This window comes from uncultured Chryseobacterium sp. (assembly GCF_936933875.1).
Lineage (GTDB): Bacteria > Bacteroidota > Bacteroidia > Flavobacteriales > Weeksellaceae > CAKZIK01.
In genome coordinates, this window is the sequence record NZ_CAKZIK010000073.1 from 1 (window position 1) to 19,942 (window position 19,942).

18 protein-coding genes are annotated in these 19,942 nt (G+C 36.4%); 7 read left to right on the forward strand and 11 right to left on the reverse strand.

Going from position 1 to position 19,942, the window contains the following annotated elements; all coding sequences use genetic code 11:
• The first annotated feature begins 67 nt into the window (after positions 1 to 67).
• Entirely contained in the window at positions 68 to 622 is a 555-nt protein-coding gene (locus Q0252_RS10455; protein WP_297986078.1) for a DUF6088 family protein, read from the forward strand.
• Positions 623 to 701: 79 nt separating this feature from the next.
• Positions 702 to 1,265: a nucleotidyl transferase AbiEii/AbiGii toxin family protein gene (locus Q0252_RS10460; protein WP_297986014.1), complete on the forward strand. Its 564-nt coding sequence runs from the start codon at positions 702 to 704 to the stop codon at positions 1,263 to 1,265.
• 172 nt (positions 1,266 to 1,437) lie between these two features.
• Here the strand turns inward: Q0252_RS10460 and Q0252_RS10465 are convergent, their stop codons facing one another.
• Positions 1,438 to 2,649 carry a site-specific integrase gene (locus Q0252_RS10465; protein WP_297986016.1) on the reverse strand — a complete coding sequence of 404 codons (1,212 nt, stop codon included), beginning with the start codon at positions 2,647 to 2,649 and terminating at the stop codon, positions 1,438 to 1,440.
• A gap of 377 nt (positions 2,650 to 3,026) precedes the next feature.
• Between Q0252_RS10465 and Q0252_RS10470 the strand changes: the two genes are divergently transcribed.
• Entirely contained in the window at positions 3,027 to 5,315 is a 2,289-nt protein-coding gene (locus Q0252_RS10470; RefSeq protein ID WP_297986019.1) for a DUF5686 family protein, read from the forward strand.
• 3 nt (positions 5,316 to 5,318) lie between these two features.
• Here Q0252_RS10470 and Q0252_RS10475 read toward each other — a convergent pair whose 3' ends face one another.
• From Q0252_RS10475 to Q0252_RS10490, 4 genes are all read right to left on the reverse strand, one after another.
• The gene (locus Q0252_RS10475) at positions 5,319 to 5,744 is read right to left on the reverse strand and encodes a hypothetical protein (RefSeq protein ID WP_297986020.1); all 426 of its coding nucleotides are present in this window, start codon (positions 5,742 to 5,744) and stop codon (positions 5,319 to 5,321) included.
• A 299-nt stretch (positions 5,745 to 6,043) separates the two neighbouring features.
• Positions 6,044 to 6,301, reverse strand: a complete 258-nt coding sequence (rpmA, locus tag Q0252_RS10480) for a 50S ribosomal protein L27 (RefSeq protein ID WP_297986022.1) — start codon at positions 6,299 to 6,301, stop codon at positions 6,044 to 6,046.
• A gap of 12 nt (positions 6,302 to 6,313) precedes the next feature.
• The gene (gene rplU / locus Q0252_RS10485) at positions 6,314 to 6,979 is read right to left on the reverse strand and encodes a 50S ribosomal protein L21 (RefSeq protein ID WP_297986024.1); all 666 of its coding nucleotides are present in this window, start codon (positions 6,977 to 6,979) and stop codon (positions 6,314 to 6,316) included.
• A gap of 134 nt (positions 6,980 to 7,113) precedes the next feature.
• Positions 7,114 to 7,530 (reverse strand): hypothetical protein, encoded by a 417-nt coding sequence (locus tag Q0252_RS10490; RefSeq protein ID WP_297986025.1) that lies wholly within the window; start codon positions 7,528 to 7,530, stop codon positions 7,114 to 7,116.
• A 137-nt stretch (positions 7,531 to 7,667) separates the two neighbouring features.
• Here Q0252_RS10490 and Q0252_RS10495 point away from each other — a divergent pair, with 137 nt between their 5' ends.
• Positions 7,668 to 8,762, forward strand: a complete 1,095-nt coding sequence (locus Q0252_RS10495; protein ID WP_297986027.1) for an acyltransferase family protein — start codon at positions 7,668 to 7,670, stop codon at positions 8,760 to 8,762.
• Between the two features lie 33 nt (positions 8,763 to 8,795).
• Here Q0252_RS10495 and Q0252_RS10500 read toward each other — a convergent pair whose 3' ends face one another.
• Positions 8,796 to 8,981, reverse strand: coding sequence for a hypothetical protein (locus tag Q0252_RS10500; protein ID WP_297986029.1), 186 nt, complete (start codon positions 8,979 to 8,981; stop codon positions 8,796 to 8,798).
• A 239-nt stretch (positions 8,982 to 9,220) separates the two neighbouring features.
• Between Q0252_RS10500 and Q0252_RS10505 the strand changes: the two genes are divergently transcribed.
• The 3 genes from Q0252_RS10505 (at position 9,221) to Q0252_RS10515 (ending at position 11,930) form a co-directional block, all read left to right on the forward strand.
• Entirely contained in the window at positions 9,221 to 9,802 is a 582-nt protein-coding gene (locus Q0252_RS10505; protein WP_297986031.1) for a tRNA-(ms[2]io[6]A)-hydroxylase, read from the forward strand.
• 52 nt (positions 9,803 to 9,854) lie between these two features.
• Positions 9,855 to 10,472, forward strand: coding sequence for a DUF502 domain-containing protein (locus Q0252_RS10510; RefSeq protein ID WP_297986034.1), 618 nt, complete (start codon positions 9,855 to 9,857; stop codon positions 10,470 to 10,472).
• Positions 10,473 to 10,553: 81 nt separating this feature from the next.
• On the forward strand, positions 10,554 to 11,930 hold the full coding sequence (locus Q0252_RS10515; RefSeq protein WP_297986037.1) for a tryptophanase: 1,377 nt from the start codon (positions 10,554 to 10,556) through the stop codon (positions 11,928 to 11,930).
• Between the two features lie 33 nt (positions 11,931 to 11,963).
• Here Q0252_RS10515 and Q0252_RS10520 read toward each other — a convergent pair whose 3' ends face one another.
• From Q0252_RS10520 to Q0252_RS10540, 5 genes are all read right to left on the reverse strand, one after another.
• The gene (locus tag Q0252_RS10520; RefSeq protein ID WP_297986040.1) at positions 11,964 to 14,480 is read right to left on the reverse strand and encodes a tetratricopeptide repeat protein; all 2,517 of its coding nucleotides are present in this window, start codon (positions 14,478 to 14,480) and stop codon (positions 11,964 to 11,966) included.
• A gap of 290 nt (positions 14,481 to 14,770) precedes the next feature.
• A complete protein-coding gene (locus Q0252_RS10525) occupies positions 14,771 to 15,328 on the reverse strand; it encodes a Maf family nucleotide pyrophosphatase (RefSeq protein WP_297986043.1) in 558 nt (185 codons plus the stop codon).
• 3 nt (positions 15,329 to 15,331) lie between these two features.
• Positions 15,332 to 15,850, reverse strand: coding sequence for an HAD family hydrolase (locus Q0252_RS10530; protein ID WP_297986046.1), 519 nt, complete (start codon positions 15,848 to 15,850; stop codon positions 15,332 to 15,334).
• 168 nt (positions 15,851 to 16,018) lie between these two features.
• Entirely contained in the window at positions 16,019 to 18,715 is a 2,697-nt protein-coding gene (locus tag Q0252_RS10535) for a carboxypeptidase-like regulatory domain-containing protein (RefSeq protein WP_297986048.1), read from the reverse strand.
• Positions 18,716 to 18,799: 84 nt separating this feature from the next.
• Complete coding sequence (locus tag Q0252_RS10540) at positions 18,800 to 19,573, reverse strand: GLPGLI family protein (RefSeq protein WP_297986051.1); 774 nt, start codon at positions 19,571 to 19,573, stop codon at positions 18,800 to 18,802.
• Positions 19,574 to 19,942 lie beyond the last annotated feature (369 nt).

The following is a 19,942-nucleotide window of genomic DNA, read 5'->3' on the forward strand; positions in this document are numbered from 1 at the left end:
AATCAAACAGTTTTTTTAAAAAAAAGTCGGAAGAAAAATCTTCCGACCATGACTAAAGAGGGGTACGCTGTTTTTTATTGAAGACTTTCTTGCTTTCGGCAATGCCAGAGCAGTTGCAAAAGCATTGGAAAGATTGGTCAATAACGGCGGTATTTCCCGTGTCGCGAGGGGGATTTACGCTGTTTTACAAACGGATCCAGTTTTGGGAAATATTCAGCCTTCTGCCGAACAGATTGCAGAGGTAATTCGCAAAAGAGACAAGGCGCGCATTATTCCAACGGGAATTCTGGCGCTCAATGCACTAGGACTCTCCACCCAGATTCCCCTCAATTTGGTGTATCTTACAGACGGTTCTGCACGAACAGTTGATCTCGGCAAAAGAAAAATAAAATTCAAAAGAACAAGCCCGAAAAACCTCGCTGCGATTGGTGAAATAAGCGGACTTGTAATCCAAGCTTTGAAAGAAATCGGGAAGGACAATGTCACTCAACAGGAAAAGGATTTAGTTATAGAAAAACTTAAAAAGGAAAATCCATACCGCTTGGAACACGACATTCGCCTTGCGCCAGAATGGATTAGGATAATAATGCGGAACGCCATAAATAAAAATAATGACAAATAAATTTTTAGCCCTTCCCCAATAAACGAGGGTCCTTGCTTTTACACAAGTTGCCGAAAAAAGAGGAATAACACCGTTTGCCGTGGAAAAAGACTGGTGGGTATCGCAAACTTTGAAAGCGGTTTTTGAATTGAATGTAGCCGAGCATTTGGTTTTCAAAGGTGGCACCTCGCTGAGCAAGGCGTGGAACCTCATAGAAAGGTTTTCCGAAGACATTGATTTGGCCATCGAAAGAGAGTTTCTTGGCTTCGAAGGAAATTTGACTAAAAACAAGAAAACCAAATTAAGGAAGGCTTCCGGCCAATATATCAGCGAGGTTTTTTATTTAGAATTACAGGAAAAATTTAAAGAGAAAGGCTTGGAAAATTTCACTTTCTCGTTGGCCGAAACCCAGGATTCCGATCAGGATCCTCGTATTATCAATATTTTTTATCCAAATATAATTGAAGTTACGGATTATCTGAAGCCGAGAGTTCAAATAGAAGTCGGGTGCCGTTCATTAATTGAGCCATTTACGATGAAAAAAATTTCCGCGATGGTTGATGATGAATATCCAGAGCAGAGTTTTTCGGAGAAAAGCAAAGAAATACCATCCGTTGCACAGGCCAGCCACAATAAACCCTATTCCACCAGAAAATATCATTGAATTATGGGAAAAAGATTATGCCAAAATGCGAGAAGAAATGGTTTATGGCGAAAACAGACCAACTTTTTCTAAAATAATTGAAACTCTTAAAAGACTGAAAGATAAAATCAACAGCCTCAATTGGGAAATGATTTAAGGGAAAAGGTTTTGCTAAAATATTAAACAAATACTCTTACTTCAAAACCTCGTCAATAATCTTATCCAATTTATTATCCGGAAGACTGTTTAAATAAGACATTGTAGATTTTATATCTTTTTGCCCAAGTGCTTCGCGAATAGTCTCAATTGAAATATTATTGAACTTCAAAACTGTGGCAAACGAGTGACGGGCGCAGTAATAAGAGATATTCTTCTTGATTTGCAGTTCTTTCATTATTTCTTTTAACTGCATATTCACATAATAGGTCAGCACTTTTTTGGATCTGTTTTTTAGGTAAATCTGCGTTGGCTTTTCGGTATTCATTATGTTGAAAATGAACTTTGAACTGTCTTCGGATTTGTATTTTTCCATGATATTCCGAGCGTAATCATTGATTTTAAAACTCACCGGAACGCCTGTTTTACTGCGGATATAATCAATACGATCAATATTCAAGAATTTTTTTTCCAACTTAATCAAATCCAAAAAGTTGATTCCTCTTGCATAATAACTGAACAAAAACATATCTTTTGCAAAAGAAAGTTTTTCGTCTTTTGGCTCATATTTCTTGAGTTTTTCTATTTCTTCTTCATTCAGATACTCCTTTTTCCCACTTTCCTTCAGTTTTGAAATTTTATATTGCTTAAAAGGATATTGTTTTTCCGTAATTACTTGGCTTCTAATGGCTTGATTAAAAACCGAACGCAAAGTCCGCATTCTAATCGCAATACTGGATTCCCTGTTCCCGCGAGAAATGCAATAGGCTTCAAATTTTTTCAAGTTAGAATAATCCAATTCATTAAAACTAATGTCTTTTTTGCCAAAGAACCGTTGCAGCGCATTCAGCGTATCTTTTTCCACTTTCGCTGTTCCAGTTTTATCCGATGCCAAGAGATTTCTAATCAAATCTTCGTGGAAACTCGTATAGGTTAAGGAAATCCTTTGTCCGCTGCTCGTCTTTAGTTTATTGATGAGATCAGGAAGCGTGAAGTAGATTCCATTTTTATCGAAATCGTCGATAATCTCGTCAATGATCTTAATTCTGCGCTCAATAAATTTGTTGAGGTTAGCGTGATTGGGATGCGAAGTTTTCAGACGACAAGCGTCAAAACTCCAGTCCTTCTCCTTGCAAGTTTTCCCGATTGAAAGACTTGTGTTTTTGCGGTCTTTTATAAATGAAATTATGATACTTCTCTCCCCTGTTTTATTCGCTTTTGGAGCAAGTGTAAAGGTGTAACTTACCATTTTGTGTCAATTTTTATCGTTTTTCACGAACATTTTTTTCAGATGTTCCTGTTTATCGTATTTTACAAAAATTTTTTCACGAACATTTCACGAACATTTGCCCTCCAAAAGTAAAATATTATAAAATACTGTACAAGAAAAATATTTGTAAACAATTGATAATCAAAGAAAATAAAGCATAATAAAGATTAAGCAAATTATAATAAAACACAATAAAACCGACTGTTAATCAGAGGGTCGCTGGTTCGAGCCCAAGAGGAGGAGCAAAATCCCAGACGAAAGTTTGGGATTTTTTTTATGTGATATATTGGCTTTTTGGCACAAAATTTTTATGCTTGAGGAATCTTTTATTCCCGCGTTAACACAAAAAACACAATTTGAAAACTAAATTAAATATCACCCTTTTAATCACTGTCCTTTTTGCCACTTTCGCTTTTGCGCAGAATACGGAAAAGGAGCTACAGGAAGTTGTTTTAAGGGCGAAAGAGCAAAAATTCAAAAATAAAAAAGAAAATCCTGCTTATGCTATTATGCAGGAAGTATGGAAACGCAAAAGAAAAAACGGTCTTGAAAATTTTAATACCTACCGTTTTGACGAATACGAAAAAATAGAATTTGATTTGAACAATATCGATTCTGCTTTTATGGAGAAAAAAGTATTCAATAAAATGGATTTTATTTTCGATTATGCAGATTCTACAGCGAATGGAAAACTGGCGCTTCCTTTATTTTTGAATGAGGCTGTATATAAAAATTTCGGCACTAATCAACCCGAAAAAAAAACCAAAAGAGAACTTATCGCACAGAAAACTTCCGGTTTTCAGGACAATGAAATTATCGCACTTACCGCGAAAAACCTCTACAAAGAAATCAACATTTACGATAACACACTGAATTTTTTCAACATTGGTTTTCAAAGTCCGGTCTCTACGGATGGTTTCAGCACTTATGATTACAATTTAATTGAAGATTTTTTGGTAAAAGGGGAAGACTGCTACAGAATCCAGTACGAACCAAAACGAAAAGATGTTTTGGCTTTCCGAGGATTTCTTTACATTTCTAAAGACACTTACGCTGTAGTAAAAGCAACCCTTCGCTCAACCAAAAAAATGAATATTAATTTTGTGAATGGCGTTGTAACCGATTTAGAATACGACAACCCCGATTCTGAAACTTTTTTGCCGAGCAGAACTTACACCGAATTTGATCTGGCTTTAACGAGCAAAAATAAGAACTCCAAAGGAATGGTTGCCAAAAGAACCGTGAATTATACCCATTACGAGTTCAACCAACCTATTGAAGCGAAAATTTTCGATAATAAAGAGGAAGCGAATGTTAAAACTTTGGCAAAAGACGAAACCTTTTGGGAGAATGCGCGAGTAGATTCTTTAAGCCGAACTGAACAGGGCGTTTATGACATGTTGGATAAACTTCAAAAAGTTCCGCGTTTTAATAATATGGTGAAACTTTACGAAACTTTGGCTTCCGGTTATTATAATGTAGGAAATGCTATTGACATTGGAGATTTGTACTCTACTTTCGGGTTTAATGATGTGGAAGGCACGAGAATAAGATTAGGTGCAAGAACCTATTTTTCGCAGAACGACCCCTGGAGAATTCAGGGTTACGGAGCGTATGGTTTTAAGGATAATCAGTTTAAATATGGCGCAGAAGCTAAATATCTGCTCAACAAAAACACACGCTTCATCATAGGAGCCGGAACAAGAAGAGACATTATGCAACTGGGTGTTCAATTGACGAATGACGACGGAATTATGTCGCGTTCTTTTGCTTCGTCTTCTATATTTTCTACGGGAAGCAACACTTCATTGAGTTCTGTGAACCAAACCAATGTTTTTGGCTCTATTGAACCTTGGAAAAACTTTCAGGTTCGTTTGGATGGAACAATGCAGAGCATCAAATCTGCGAATGAAGAGAAGTTTAATCTGTATTATTACGATTTGTACAACCAGTTGAGAAAAACTGTTTTGGATACGCATTTAACCTTGAGTTTGATTGCAAGACCGGGCGCAAAATTTTCACAAACCGGCGTTGACCGTTACGAACATTCCACTCTTTCGCCAACTTTTGTTTTGAAATACACAAGAGGAATTGAAGGATTGTTTAATGCTGATTTTGGCTACAATAAACTTCAGTTGATGTATTTCCAACCCATTTTGTTGGGAACATGGGGAAAAACTTTAATCAGTTTTGAAGCCGGAAAAAACTTTGACACCGTTCCTTTGGCTTTACAGAATGTAATTCCAGGAAATCAATCTTACAGTTTGGTCCCAAATACTTTTGCACAGCTGAATTATTATGAATTTGTTGCAGATACGTATTCCACCCTTCATTTGGAGCATCACTTTAATGGGAAAATTCTTTCTTACATTCCTTTAATTAAGAAACTGAAATTCCGTGAAGTTGCCTTTTTACGCGGCGCATACGGAACTTTAAGTCAGGCCTCTAAAGACATTAATGTGGAAGGCTTTAAATATTCCGCTCCAAGCGATAAAATTTATTACGAATATGGTTTCGGAATTGAAAACATTGGTTTGGGAAACCTCAGAATTTTCCGCGTTGACTTTAACTGGAGAGGAAATTATCTTGAAAATCCAGATGCGAAGAAATTTGGTGTGAAGGCTGGCTTCCAGATGAATTTCTAATTTCTATTTAATTTTTGGAGGAAGCAAATCTTTTGGAATCTGTGCAATTATTTCATCAATAAAACCGAGGGCATAAGGCTGCGTTGACTGCTCGTCTTGGTAAATGTAAAATCTTTTTGAGGTTTGGGAAGTTTCGTCGTCCATCAATAAAACGATTCCATTATCAATACATTTATCGAAACCTGAGACCAGTTTTTCTTTATAAATTTTTCCACCTTTATCCTCACGAACAAATATCCACTCCGAACTGCAGGGGATATCGGGATAGCTGATAAAAAGATCTTCATTTACAGTTGGATGCACTATGATTTCCCAATAATCAGTAGTTCCCTCCAATTTTTGATATCCCACTCCATGATAATAGTAATATTGTTGTGAGAAGCACAGAGCGTTTACAACAAGTGATAATAAGGCTAAATATTTTTTCATCTCAATGTTTTTTTCAAATGTATTGATAATTTGAATTAAAGAGACTTTACCTATGTTAGAAAAACTGAGTGTGTTCGCGTGAGGGCGGAGGCAATTGTTGGAGCTCTTTATACTTTTTGGCGCGGCGGCTTCGCCGCCGCGCCAAAAAGTATAAAAGCGACTTGCCGAAGACCGGCCTGAATGGAGAGGTTGCAGGCGCGAGCGAAGCGAGCGCCGAAAAGAACGACTGAAGGACACGCCCAAAACAAAAAAATCCCGAACCGAAGTTCAGGATTCTTATTTTATAAAACGCTAAAAAATTATGCGTTTGGCTCAACAGATACGAAAGATCTGTCGTTTGCTTTCTTAGTGAAAACTACTTTTCCGTCTACAAGAGCAAAAAGCGTGTGGTCTTTACCAATACCAACGTTGGTTCCAGGGTGGTGTTTTGTACCTCTTTGTCTAACGATGATGTTACCCGCGATTGCTTCCTGACCTCCGAAAATCTTTACACCCAATCTTTTAGAGTGAGATTCTCTACCGTTTTTGGAGCTACCAACTCCTTTTTTGTGTGCCATTTTATTTCAGAATTATTTTTTTGCAGTTAATTTCTCGATGTTTTCTTTGATGTAGGCATCAAATTCATCATTAGTTAAGACTCTTTTACCTTCTTTTTCTTTCAACTCTTTACCAAGTTCTACCAAAACTTTTCTGTTTTCGATAGACTGAGAAAGGTCGTTTTTCTTCAGAAGATTGTTTAGTTCGTGGTCTTCGCTGAAGTTTACTGTTGCAGCATCTCTGCTTACAGCTTTAGTTTCCTCTGCTTTTTCTGCCTTTGAAGCAGCAGCTTTAGAAGCTTTTTCTGTTGTTGGTTCTGCTTTTACAGCTTTTGCTTCAGTAGATTCAGATTTTGCAGTTTCTTTTTTAGCTGTTTTCTTAGCTCCGTCGAAACCGGTAATTCCTGTAATCTGGATTTGAGTAAGAGCTTGTCTGTGACCATTCTTTTTCTCGTATCCTTTTCTTCTTTTCTTTTTGAAAACGATTACTTTATCAGCTTTTACGTGATCTAGGATTTCAGCATCTACAGTGATACCGCTTACAGCCGGGGCGCCGATTGTTGTAGTACCGTTTACAGTAAGAAGAACTTTATCAAAAGAAACTTTCGCTCCTTTATCTCCTTTCAAACGGTTTACAAACAACTTCTGGTCTTGCTCAACTTTGTATTGAAGCCCTGCTATTTCTACAATTGCAAACATTGTTTATAAATTTTAATTTGTTAATACACTTTTTAGAGTGTGCAAAAATACAACTTTTTTCTAAAAAACAAAGGTTTACAACAAAAAAAGCAGAAATTTTCTGCTTTTTAATATTTCTTAATTTATTTTAAAGTTTACTGATATTCAATGGATTGTTTGGATTTGCAAGTCCAGACTGCTTTTTTATCACTATTATAAACCTCAGGTGTAATGCCGTCCTTTCCGTAAAGTTCAATGCCGTTATTATACTCAACAAAAGGCAGTTTCACCGGTGCTTCAGTTCCTTTCGTAAAAGTAACAGCAGATTGTCCACCTTCCGGTTTTTCTTCAAAAAGAATATGAATATCTTCTCCATTAGTGCTTTTCAGATCAACTGAAGAATCATCTGCTTCCGTTTCGTTGGTATATTCTTTACTCTTTTCATCCAGCAACGCTTCATCTTCATTGCAACGGGCTACATCTTCATCGCTTACAGCCGCTTCTGCTGCTTCAGCTTCACCCTGTGCAGTATTATCATACTCTGATTTTTCAGTTTTCGTACAGGAAGCCACAATGGCTAAAGCAAAAACAGTTGCAATAATAATTTCATAAGGTGTATTTTGATTTTTTTAAAAGCAGCAAAAAAAATTCCAAAAAATAGAAGTACAGTCTGATTTATATGATTTATTCATTTAATTTTGAATTTAATATGAAAAGAGACCTCTACATCGATTTTGCAAAAGGATTTGCCACTTTAGCCATTATTTTTATTCACACCGTTTTCTGGAGCGGACAGTTTTATGTACCTACTGAACTTCGAGTCCTTTCACTTCTAATTGATGTTCCGTTGTTTTATGCTCTAAGCGGACTTACTTCCGGAGGAAATGTTGAAAAGACACTTTACAGGCTCCTCAAACTGCAGATCACCTTCATGATTTTCGTGACGTTTCTGTTCTTTCTTGATTACTTTTTTAAAGTTTTTGGGCTGAATGTTTTCGGATTACAATGGATGGAAAACTTCTATCAAACTTTCGGGGCGAAATACGTTCCGCAGAATATTTCAGACGTTCCACAATGGCAAAATCTTGGAAACTGGTATCTTCATCAATACACCAATGCGGATACTTTTCCTGTGGTGATGGGAAGTTTCTGGTATTTAAAAGTATATTTTATCTTAACCGTTTTCGGCGCTTTAATTTTAAGATTCTTCCCGAAACATCTGAATTGGTTTATCGGGCTATGTTTTGGTTTGACATTAATTTTCAATCTTTTACCACAATATTATCCAAGTGGACAGGTTGGTTACGTTGCTTTTTATCTTGGACTATTTTTAGTTGCACATCAATTGAAAGGCAAAACGATTCCTTCGAAATTGATTCCTGTTTTGTACGGAATTCTGTTCTTAATCTTCGCATTTCTTCTTTGGAATTCGGGTAAAGAACTTTTTATGAAGATGAACAAAGCGAAATTCCCGCCGAAACTGCTGTATATTTTCTGGTCTTGTTTCTCTTTGGTAACGCTTTTCGTTTTGTACAACAGGTTGAAAATCACCAAAGAAAACTTCCTGACTTACGTTGGTAAAAACGCCATATTTTTCTATTTCGCACAGGGAATGAGTTCGTCCATCGTTTATTTTTTAGTGGTTGCGTTGGAAGAAAAAATGCCTTGGTGGATTTTAATGATTTTGATTTATGCAATCAACGTTGTTCTTGCCGTCATCACGGCAGCCGGACTGAAAAAGGTGGATGCTTTTGGATGGAAAGTTTTGGAATTTTTACGTAAAAAAACTGCTTCATCAAATTGATGAAGCAGTTTCTTATATGAATGTGAAAAGGTATTACGCGTTGCTCTTGTTACCTCTAACAATTACTGCGATAAGAATGATGAAAAGCAAAGCTCCAATTACCCAATAAACAGGATTTGTAAACCATTCTTCAGTAGTAGTTGTTGTAGAAGATGTAGTAGTTACATCCACTTTTGGTGTTGTAGTGTCCTGCGCAAAAGCCAAGAAGCTAAAAAACATTGTTAACATTAGAATTCCAAAATTTTCTAATTTTCTGTAAGTACGTTTCTAGTTTTCATAATTTATTTCTTTAAAGTTAAAAATCTTAATTTGATGTGAAAGAATTTCCAATACATATGCCAAAAATTCATCAACAATACCGAATCTGAAAAAGCTGTAACATTTGAAAAAAATTCTGAAATCAATCAAAACCAAACAAAACCTTTTATAATTTCATAATTTTGCTGAAAATCTGAACAATGTTTAAGCTGAAATTATTGACAGACCCACGTTGGGCAAATATTGCGGAAGGAAATCTGGAAGAAATCCTTACAGACCACGCTTGGTGCGAACAGAAAGCTGCTACGAACGCCATTGGTTTAATAACCATGCTTCCCGAATATCCCGAAATTGTGACAGAACTTTTGGCAATTGCCCAAGAAGAACTCGACCATTTTAACCAAGTTCACGAAATCATTAAAAAACGCGGCTTTACTTTCGGACGAACAAGAAAAGATGATTACGTCAACCAATTAGTGAATTTTATACAGAAAGGTGGAAACAGAGACGATCTTCTTATTGACAGAATGCTTTTCGCAGCGATGATTGAAGCCAGAAGCTGCGAACGCTTTAAGGTTCTTACTGAAAATATTCAGGATGAAGAACTCAAAATTTTTTACCGCGACCTCATGATTTCCGAAGCCAACCATTACACCACTTTCATTGGTTTTGCAAGACAACTTGGAGAAGCAGAAAAAGTGAACAAACGCTGGGAAGAATGGCTGGAATACGAAGCCGAAATCATTAAATCTTACGGCAAAAAAGAAACGATCCACGGATAACACTAATTTTTCAGGAATTTGTTTACATTTACTCCTGAAAACTACATACCAAATGTCCCGTCCAACTTTCGAAAAATCTTTCAATATGTTTCTGAAATCGTTCTTTCAGGGACTTATGATTATTGGACCAATTGGGCTCACGATTTTTGTTATCTGGTATATCATCTCATCCATCGACAACTTATTTCCTACTGTTGCGGAAAGATTTCCGGGCGTGGTTTTTATTTCTACCATATTTATTACAGCACTTTTAGGATTTTTGGGAAACAAATTTGTTGTCGGAAGGCTGGTTTTCGACAGAATGGACCATCTTCTCGAAAAAACGCCGGGAATCAAGCATATTTATACCCCAACAAAAGATGTAATGAGTTCTTTCGTGGGCGACAAAAAGAAATTCAACAACCCGGTTTGGGTAAAAACTAATGAGAATCCGGAAATATGGAGAATCGGTTTCCTTACGCAAAGCGAAATGTCAGACGTTGAAAAACATCATTATGTTGCAGTTTACCTTCCGCATTCATACGCGATTTCAGGCTGGGTAATTGTTACTGAAGAAAAAAATATTAAACCCGTTGTCGGAATGACAGCCGCTGCAGCTATGAAATTTGCCGTTTCTGGTGGTGTTGCAGGATTTCATTCGGACGATAATGTTTTCAAAGCACCGGAATAATCAATTAATAATTAAAAATGAAGAATGAAAAATTTCAGCTCTTCAAAAATTCTTTGTTATTAATTTATTTATTCCTTCATAATGAAATTACCTTACGCGGAACCTTACCGCATAAAAATGGTGGAAGAAATCCGCCAATCTACAAGAGAACAGAGAGAACAGTGGATTAAAGAAGCCAATTACAACCTCTTCAACCTCAGCAGCTCAAAAGTTTTTATCGATTTATTAACGGATTCCGGAACCGGCGCAATGAGCGACAGACAATGGTCTGCGTTAATGCGTGGTGACGAAAGTTATGCAGGTTCTCGTTCGTTTGAAGAACTGCATTCTACTGTTCGAAAAATTACCGGATTTAAATATTTATTGCCTACTCACCAGGGAAGAGCCGCGGAAAATGTTCTGTTTTCGGTTTTGGTGAAAGACGGAGATGTTGTTCCCGGAAATTCGCATTTTGATACGACGAAAGGACATATCGAATTCAGAAAAGCACATGCAATCGACTGTACTGTTGATGCTGCTTTTGATATTGAAAATCTTTTTCCATTTAAAGGAAATATTGATTTGGAGAAACTCGAAAAAGTTTACAAAACCTATCCGAAAGAGCAGATTCCGTTTTGTTTAATTACGATTACCTGCAATTCTTCGGGAGGTCAGCCTGTTTCTTTGGAAAATATGAAAGCCGTAAAAGCACTTTCAGACCAATATGGAATTCCGGTTTATTTTGATTCCGCACGTTTTGCAGAAAATGCATATTTCATCAAACAAAGAGAAGAAGGACAGCAAAACAGAACCATCAAGGAAATTTGTGCTGAAATTTTTTCTTACGGCGAGGGAATGACGATGAGTTCCAAAAAAGACGGATTGGTGAATATCGGCGGATTTATCGCTTTGAACAATGAAGAAGTTTTCCAAAAAGCATCGAACTTTACGATTATTTACGAAGGTTACATCACGTACGGTGGAATGGCTGGAAGAGACATGGCTGCTTTGGCGGTCGGTTTGGACGAAGCCACAGAATTCGAATATTTGGAAGGCAGAATTTCTCAGGTAGAATATCTTGGAAATAACCTCCAAAAATTTGGCGTTCCCGTACAGAAACCCATTGGTGGACACGCAGTTTTCATCGATGCGCTGAAATTCTTACCAAATGTTCCACGCGAACAGTATCCTGCGCAAACTTTAGCGATTGAACTTTACAAGGAAGCAGGAATTCGTGCTGTGGAAATCGGAACCCTTTTAGCAGACCGAGATCCTGTAACCCGCGAAAACCGTTATCCAAAGTTAGAACTGGTAAGATTAGCTCTTCCAAGAAGAACGTATACCGACAATCATATGGATTATATTGCTGTTGCACTGAAAAATGTTCTGGACAGAAGTCAGGAAATTACAAAAGGCTACAACATCACTTGGGAACCACCCATTTTACGACATTTTACAGTAAAGCTAGAAGAAGCATAAAACAAATAGTCCTGAAAAATTTCAGGACTTTTTTTATTTAGGTTTGGCAATTTCCAGTTGTTTTTTTCTGTTTGCTTCATCAATTTGCTGCAGTCTGTCTCTTTGGTTCTGCATAATATCATCAACATTAGGTTCCTGTGGATTTTTATCATTCGGATCCGGATCTCCGGGTTGACCTGGCTGCATCTGCTGTACCGGATTTTCTTTTCCGCCGGTTATTACAGGTTGCGTTACAACTTGCTGTTGCGGAACCTGTTCAATTTTATTTCCTGAATTGTCCGTCATTTCCATCGTCAAATCACTTTTCAGGAAATTCAGCATTTCTCTGGCTTTTTCACCTTCCGGAGTTTTGGAATAATTGAGTGATATTTGCTCCAATTGAAGAATCATAATTTCTTTTCCGGCAGTTTTTCCGGTGTTGAAGGCATTCAACAAAGCAAATTTTGGCACCAATGCATCTTTTGGATATTTTTCGATGGTTTGTGCAATGACAGTTTTTGAATCTTCAAAATTTTCCTGAGCAAATAAATCATAAGCCTGTTTGTAAGCTCCTTCTACTTCCGGAGTAGATTTCAGGAAAGCATTGCTTTTCGGATTTTTTACGAATTCGGCGTAAGAGGTGTATGGAAAATCGCTCAAGATCATATTTTTGGCACGTTCTGATGCAGACGGATTGTCTTCATAATTCATGGCAAAAATCTGATATAAAGCCTGAAGTTTAATATCGTCTTCCGGTTTGTTATCTACCAAATCATACAGCGTTTTTGTTGCCAAAGGTTTGTTGGAAAAATAAGCGTTATACATCCTTCCCAATCCTAAACTTGCTGTATCGCGGTCTTTTTTCAAATCATTAATTTCTTCTGTTCCCGTTGGGATTTGTTCGATATAATAATCAGGTTCAAATCTTCGTGGATTCTGAACATTATCAACGCCCATTGCTAAATTTTTAGCGTCTTCTATTGTGCTCATTCTGTTCGAAACCCTCCAGTTATCGGCTAAAGCACGGTCTCCCCAAACTTGTTTAAAGGTATTTTGACCTTTGGAAACTGTACTCTGGTTGGCAAAATAAAATCCGCTTTTTCCGGCATTGGAAGAAAAATCCTGAAAACCAGCATTATTATTCACAAAAACTGAATTGGCGCTGTAATCTCCAGTATCAAAATCTTTGCTGCGTTCTTCTTTTTTACGTTCTGCTTCTTCCTTTGTTTCTTTTGCTTTGATAGTTTCAATATGTTTCCCGAAATAAGCGATTCTTTCAGGCTCGGACATTTTTGTTAAGGACAAAATACTGTCGTTTTTACGGATCAGATAATAATTGGCAACAACATCTTTAATGTTCTTGGAAAGCAAAGCCAGTTCTTTTTTAGAAGGTTCGTAATCCATCACCGCCAAAGCAGAATCGTAGTAAGCTCCGGCTGCGAGATAATCGTTTTTATCAAAATGGCTCTTCCCGATTTCATAGAATGTTAAACCACGAACTTGCGGATCCGAAACTTTTTCCGCCAATGCTTTTCTGAAAAACTCCTGTGCTTCATCCTGTTTTCCTGCTTTGTTGGCCATTAAACCTAAAGCATAGTAAAATTCATTTTTGCGGGAAGCATACGTTCCTTTTCTACTGATGTCTTCAAGATATTTCCTCGCGCCTTCATAATCATCATCTTTCCCATTGAACGTTTTGGCAATTTCTACCTGCGATTTTACTTCAAACTCAAAATCATTGGCGTATTTGTAAGCAGTAGTGAAACTTTCTCTTGCGTCTTCATTTTTACCCAGGTTCGCTAAAATCTGCCCTCTTAAAAATGCAATTCTGCTTCGCAACTGTCTGTTTTTATTAACGTTAAATGCGTCTTCCAATTCTGCAACCGCTTCCTCTTTCTTTCCGGATTCCAGCAACATTTCGGAGTAATAAACCGTTAGAAGTTTTTCGTAATCTTTCTTTAAATCTGAATTTTTCAAAGCCAGAAAAGTTTCATTCGCCCTGTAATAATCCTTGATTTTTGTATAAGCCAAACCCTGATAAACTCTCGCCAAATCGATGCGCTTATCGTTTTTCATATTACTGAAAATATAATTCAAAGCTTCCAGAGCCTGCAATGGTTTGTTCATGTACAATCTCGATTGCGCCAACAAAATATGTGCATCGAACATCATTTTGTTCTTCTCCTCTCCTTTTTTCATTACGGAATATTTGGAGATGGCTTTCAAGGCTTTGGCTTCAGAAATTTGCAGTGTTGATGCTCCTTTTTGCTGGCTGTTATTCTGCATTTGTGGAACTGCAGGTCCATCATCTGCAAAAAGTGCATCACTTGCGAATTCGGTTCCCAAAGGCTGTTCGTCGTAAGTTAAAAGGCGAATGTAAGGTGCGTGGAAATTATCTTTATGCGCTTGGTCGCGGTTTCTTAGTTCCGTTTCCAAAGCATCTTTACTGTTGAAAAGAGTGTTGTAATAAGAAGTAAACCCTTTCAATCCTACATTTTTGTTCTCCGTTTTACGCGAAGTACAGGCAAATGCGAACGCAATGGAAAGGAGTATAAGTATATTTTTTTTCATTGATGAAATCATAACCCTAAAATCATCTTTTTATTGTGTTGAACGACAAAAATTGATGAAATCCGTAACTTTCAAAAGTATTAAAATTCAGCGGTTTCTGAAATGTAAACCATATAATTTTAACCACAAAAGGACAAAAGTTTTTAACGTCTCCATAAAAACTGCCTTAAAGTCAGCAACAGAAAGAGGAAAATAGTTTTTAGGGAAATCTTTGATTTTTACTTTGTTTTCTAATTTCAGAATTTATTCAGTTAGGCTTTTGTGACTTTTGTGGTTAAAAAAAATCGGGGTTATTTGAGCTTTCCAAGTTCTTCATGAATTAAATGCGTCGGCAAACCCATAATTGTGTAAAAACTTCCGTTGATTTTGCTGATTTTCGCCATTCCCAACCATTCCTGAATGCCGTAACTTCCAGCTTTATCGAAAGGTTTGAGGTTATCGATGTAGTAATTGATTTCCTCATCATTAAAATCCAGAAATTCTACATCAGCCACATCAGTTTTGGTAACTGTTTGTTCCAAAGTTTTCAAAGTAATTCCTGTATAAACCTGATGCGTTTTCCCGGACAATTTTTTCAGCATTTCTAAAGCATGTTCTTTGTCGTTCGGTTTCCCTAAAATTTCATGATTCAAAACAACAACGGTATCTGCAGTAATTAACACCTCATCGTTTTGAAGATTGGAATAAGCATTGGCTTTCAGTTCAGACAAATAACCTGCGACTTCTTGTGATGGTATTGTTTCGGGAAAAATTTCATCACAATCAATGGAAACAGTTTCAAAATCGTATCCTAAAGACGTTAGAAGTTCTTTTCTGCGCGGAGATTGTGAAGCTAGTAATATTTTCATCAATTAAATAGATTGTGTATTGTCTTCCGTCCAGTTTCCCTGCACTTTCATCACCATTTCTATCACATCACGAACGGCGCCTTTCCCACCATGAATAGGCGAAATATAATCTGCAACGTCTTTTACTTCCGCAACAGCGTTGATGGGACAAGCAGCAATTTCGGAATCTTTCATCATTCTGATGTCCGGCAAATCGTCGCCCATTGTTAGAATTTCGGAATTCTGAAGGTTGTATTTGGATTTGAAATTTTCGAAATCAATCTTTTTATCGGGAGATTTTGCATAATAATCCTGAATCCCGAGGTAAGAAATCCTGTGACGAACCATTGGGTCATCTCCTCCCGTTATCACACCTATTTTATAATTTTTTTTGAGGGCTTTTACCACAGCGTAACCGTCCAAAACGTTCATTACGCGGCTCATATTTCCACCGGGCATCAAATAAACGCTGCCATCAGTAAACACACCATCCACATCGAACACAAAAGCTTTGATGTTTTTAAGTTTTTCCATGTAACTCATGCTTCAAAGTTAATTTTTTATCGCTGAAAATAAAAATTCCCGAAAATTTCGGGAATTGACTTCTTGGGCAGATTCTATTTTGAATTTATACTCTTAATCGATTATGCATTCTGCGCAAAAACAGTAGTTGCAATCAACAGAAACAAAAAGATGAGAAATTTTTTCATTTTATTTAAAATTAAATTTCACCGTGAACATGAACTGACTCGGACGAATATCTACTGTACTTGTAGTGGTAGCAAGATAAGTAGGATTGTAAGAGATGGTTTGATACTCTTTTTTGTTACCAATATTCAACCATTTTAATTCGAAATCGATTTTCTTTTTTGTCCAGGTGTACTGATAAGAAACATCGAAGAAAGAATTTCTGTAAGAAGTATCTCCTTGTGCAGTAGTAACATCGTCCCAGAAAAATCCTACCGTATGGCTTTCTAAAGGATAGAAATACGTTGCTAAATTATGATTCCAGCCGGAAGTTTTATTGGTTTTGTTACTGTAAAGATTCGTGTTTTTGTTCCAGTTCATAGAGATGTTATAGTCCACACTCATCCAAGAAAAATAGGTATTGTTGAATTTGAATCCGAAAGACTGTCCGTTGGTTTTTGTTTCAATTAATCTTTGATTAAGTGATGCGTCTACCAGTAATCCGAAAGAGTTCGAATCTCTGTTGGAAAAATTCATTGAAGCATTGGTTTTGAACTTAGGAAAGTATTTTCCTACTTCCACACCTTGTGAATTGGTGGTTGAAGCATTGTCGTACTCAAAAACATCTGTCTTAGAAGCTCCTGAAGCAAAAAGCTGCGTTCTTGTCAACAAATTTCTGTTGTTGTTGCTGTAGCTGTAGCGAACATTAAAGAACAAATTGTTCAGCGGGTTTCTATATTCAATTCTTGATGATGCGTTGATGAATCTGTTCTCCGGCAGAATGCTGTCGTTGTTGCCAATGTTTCGCGGACTTGTTAAAATATTTCCGTAATAAAGTGACCCGAAATCGCCATAATTATAGTTTAAACCTGCAAATCCCCAAAGTTTCCAGAAAGAAGCAAAATCATAACTTCCCCAAAGTGAAGGTTCCAAAACTGTCTTGCTGATTTCGCGGCTTGTATTATTGATATTGTCCTGATAATCTATTCCGTAGAAATTTACCGGTAATGTAATGTTTAGGTTTAATGCCTGTCCTTTATAGTTCAACATGACCTGAGTGTAAGGATTGATTTCGTTCCACTTCATATCATTGCGAAACTTGCTTCCCAAATTTCTTCCGTTGCCCCAGAATTGGGAATCCATATCATTAAATTCTAGGTTAAGACCTACTTCCGGTGTAATTGTCCATTTTTTATAAGCAAATCCTACGGAAGCAGAATGGTCTACATTGATAGTTTTCAGATTAATTTTTTGATCGTATCTGTCGTAATGACCACCCATAATGCTGTCCAAATCAAAGAAATTTTTGTTCAACGACACCAACTTCTGTCTGTCTTTTTGGAAACGCACGTAACTCATAAAATTCACCAATTTCTCCTTGTAAGGAATAATGGTGCTCATCGAGTTTTGGAAAACTCCGGAAGGCGCACTCATGCTTTCATTAAATGTTGTAGTGGTGCCTAATTGCGGATTATCAACGGATGAAAATGCGCGGTCTTCATTCCAGAAACCGTTCCAAGTTGTAGTATTTTTGAAGAATCCTTTTTTGGCATTTTTTGTTACAATCATTTCTCCTTTCGCTGTATTGGTGTAGAAATTATTGGAGGCTCTCGTTAAAGCCGTGGTTCCTAAAGGGAATATTTCGGAAGGTTCGTAAACAGTTTCTGTGTAAGAATCTCTGTTTATCGCGTTGTTAGAATAATTCGTATTCAGCTTCAGTTCCCATTCTTTATTTTTAAAAGGATTGGTTAAAAGATTCGCAGAGAAAAAGTGAACATTGTTCATTAAATATCTTTTCTCCGGAATGTTTGGTGTTGTCGCTTGGTCAACTCGTAGCCAACGGTTTGCAGACATTTGGCTTCTTCTTCCTTCCCAACGGTTTCCGAAACCTAAAAGATTACCCTCTTTCTCAACACTTTCGCCGTTATTATTGGCTTTATAGTTTACAACCCACTGATTTTTCTGTCCGAAAAACATTGGGGTCAGTTTTACATTCCAAAGTAATGGATCGAGACCAGCGCCAATTTCTCCACGACCTGTCATCGTCACTTTGTTTTTCAGTTTTACATTAAGTGCTGCACTTTCTGAAGGAACTTTGTCCTGAAGAATTTTTACAGGTTGGTGATTTTCCATTACCTCAACTTTCGAAACGGCATCTTTCGGCAATGAATTATTGATGGTTCCGTAACCACCTTCCATTAAATCTTTTCCGTTGACATAAAACTTGTTAATCGGTTCCCCTTGATACAAAACTGAACCGTCTTTGTTCACTTCAATCCCCGGAATTTTCTTCAAAACATCAGCTAAAGTTCGGTCTGCTTTGCTTTCAAATGATTTTAAATCGTAAGAAATCGTATCGCCTTTTTTGGTGATGAGTTTTGTTTTTAGCTTTACTTCTTTAATTTCCGTAGTTTCAGAATCGAGGTTGAAATTCTGCGTTTGGGTATCGTTCTTAACCGTTTTTGTCTGTGGTTTTTGGTTGAAGGCTTTTACTTTCAGCTCCACATTGGGTTCGGCAGAGGTAAAAGTTACTTTATATTCCCCTTTAGAATTGGAAATTCCGTAAGCAATAATGGCGTCTTTTCCGGGCTCTTCTACGGTTACAGAAGCACTTGCAACAGCTTCTCCATCGGAATCGGTGATTTTTCCGGAAACCGTATTTTGGGCAAAAATTACCGCTGTTGAAAATAATACAAGAAAAAAGGAAAGTAATTTCGTCATGGATGGTTTTTCTTTATTAGTTATTCTATATTTGATTTTGTTACATATTAAATCTTTTTATTTAAAAATAAAAAACCTTTGCTTTCACAAAGGTTTTAAGTCTAAATCTAAGTATGGTTCTCTCCTAATTCTTTTTTTGATGTTTTCTAGAGCCTCTCTTCTTTCTTGGTCACTATCAAAGACCCTTACGTTAGTGTTTAAATCAACAAATGTATTGTATTCAACATCTCTAATCTTTGCCTTTTCAACTGTCTTATAACTTTTTGAATTCGGCAATGTTACGTTCATTTTCTTTTTTTTGAATTGAGAAAGAGTAAGAAAATATTCTGCTTTTTCATCATACATATTTATTATTAATCCCGGTAAACCTTGAAATTTATAGGGACCAAAGTTTAAAGGTAAATCCTCAGCATACCAAGCAATCCATTTCCTTCCATAAGCAAACGCATAAGCTTTTCTAGTTTTATAACCGAAATAATCTCTTCTATCATTTAAAATATTCCATTTTATATCACTCTTTTCAATATATTTTAACTTTGCTCCTACAATTGTTTTGAAAACTGTGAAATTTTGACCGTTGCTCAATACATCTTCATTTAGAGCTGTTCTATATGAAGATATCGTTCTAAAATCGCTTTCCGCAATTTTTCCATTTTTTTTAAGAGAATCAAGCGCATATTGATTTGAACTTTTATAAAAGCTTTTTTCTTGCTTTGAATCGATAAATAATATAAATTGTTCTGTATTTTTCTTTTCGTATATTGGGTATTCAACATTATATGTTGCAACAAAGTCTGGCTCAAATTTAACTTGAGCCAGAAAAAAATTCGACAATAAAAGTGCAATTAATACTTTCAATTTATTTCTCTTTAAATATTAATTTGGATATTACTTGGTCTTGTTCCACATAAGTCATAATTAATCTGACTTACAAGTGCTTCTAATTGCTCTACTGTTACCGCATCCACAGTCCTTAGCGGCGATTTTTCTCCACAGGTAGTAGTTACAACCCAATATCTCAATGCAAATCCATATACGCCAATTAGCATAAAAGATAAAAGTAAAATTTTCTTTTTTATTTGTTAAAATTTTTATTGGTTAATGTTTTTCAAAGCAAAAAAAAAAAACGAAACATCAAAATTTATTTTGTTAATTTTTTAATCATTTTTATTAATCGATAAAAAAAACACATCATTATGTTAAATTTATTATTTTAATATTTTAAAC

Bases quoted from the DNA above. Each gene is read 5' to 3' on its own strand.
- Q0252_RS10465 (WP_297986016.1), bottom strand. From the start codon at position 2,649: ATGGTAAGTTACACCTTTACACTTGCTCCAAAAGCGAATAAAACAGGG.
- Q0252_RS10475 (WP_297986020.1), bottom strand. From the start codon at position 5,744: ATGAAAAAATATTTAGCCTTATTATCACTTGTTGTAAACGCTCTGTGC.
- rpmA (WP_297986022.1), bottom strand. From the start codon at position 6,301: ATGGCACACAAAAAAGGAGTTGGTAGCTCCAAAAACGGTAGAGAATCT.
- rplU (WP_297986024.1), bottom strand. From the start codon at position 6,979: ATGTTTGCAATTGTAGAAATAGCAGGGCTTCAATACAAAGTTGAGCAA.
- Q0252_RS10495 (WP_297986027.1), top strand. From the start codon at position 7,668: ATGAAAAGAGACCTCTACATCGATTTTGCAAAAGGATTTGCCACTTTA.
- Q0252_RS10500 (WP_297986029.1), bottom strand. From the start codon at position 8,981: ATGTTTTTTAGCTTCTTGGCTTTTGCGCAGGACACTACAACACCAAAA.
- Q0252_RS10505 (WP_297986031.1), top strand. From the start codon at position 9,221: ATGTTTAAGCTGAAATTATTGACAGACCCACGTTGGGCAAATATTGCG.
- Q0252_RS10510 (WP_297986034.1), top strand. From the start codon at position 9,855: ATGTCCCGTCCAACTTTCGAAAAATCTTTCAATATGTTTCTGAAATCG.
- Q0252_RS10515 (WP_297986037.1), top strand. From the start codon at position 10,554: ATGAAATTACCTTACGCGGAACCTTACCGCATAAAAATGGTGGAAGAA.
- Q0252_RS10520 (WP_297986040.1), bottom strand. From the start codon at position 14,480: ATGAAAAAAAATATACTTATACTCCTTTCCATTGCGTTCGCATTTGCC.
- Q0252_RS10525 (WP_297986043.1), bottom strand. From the start codon at position 15,328: ATGAAAATATTACTAGCTTCACAATCTCCGCGCAGAAAAGAACTTCTA.
- Q0252_RS10530 (WP_297986046.1), bottom strand. From the start codon at position 15,850: ATGAGTTACATGGAAAAACTTAAAAACATCAAAGCTTTTGTGTTCGAT.
- Q0252_RS10535 (WP_297986048.1), bottom strand. From the start codon at position 18,715: ATGACGAAATTACTTTCCTTTTTTCTTGTATTATTTTCAACAGCGGTA.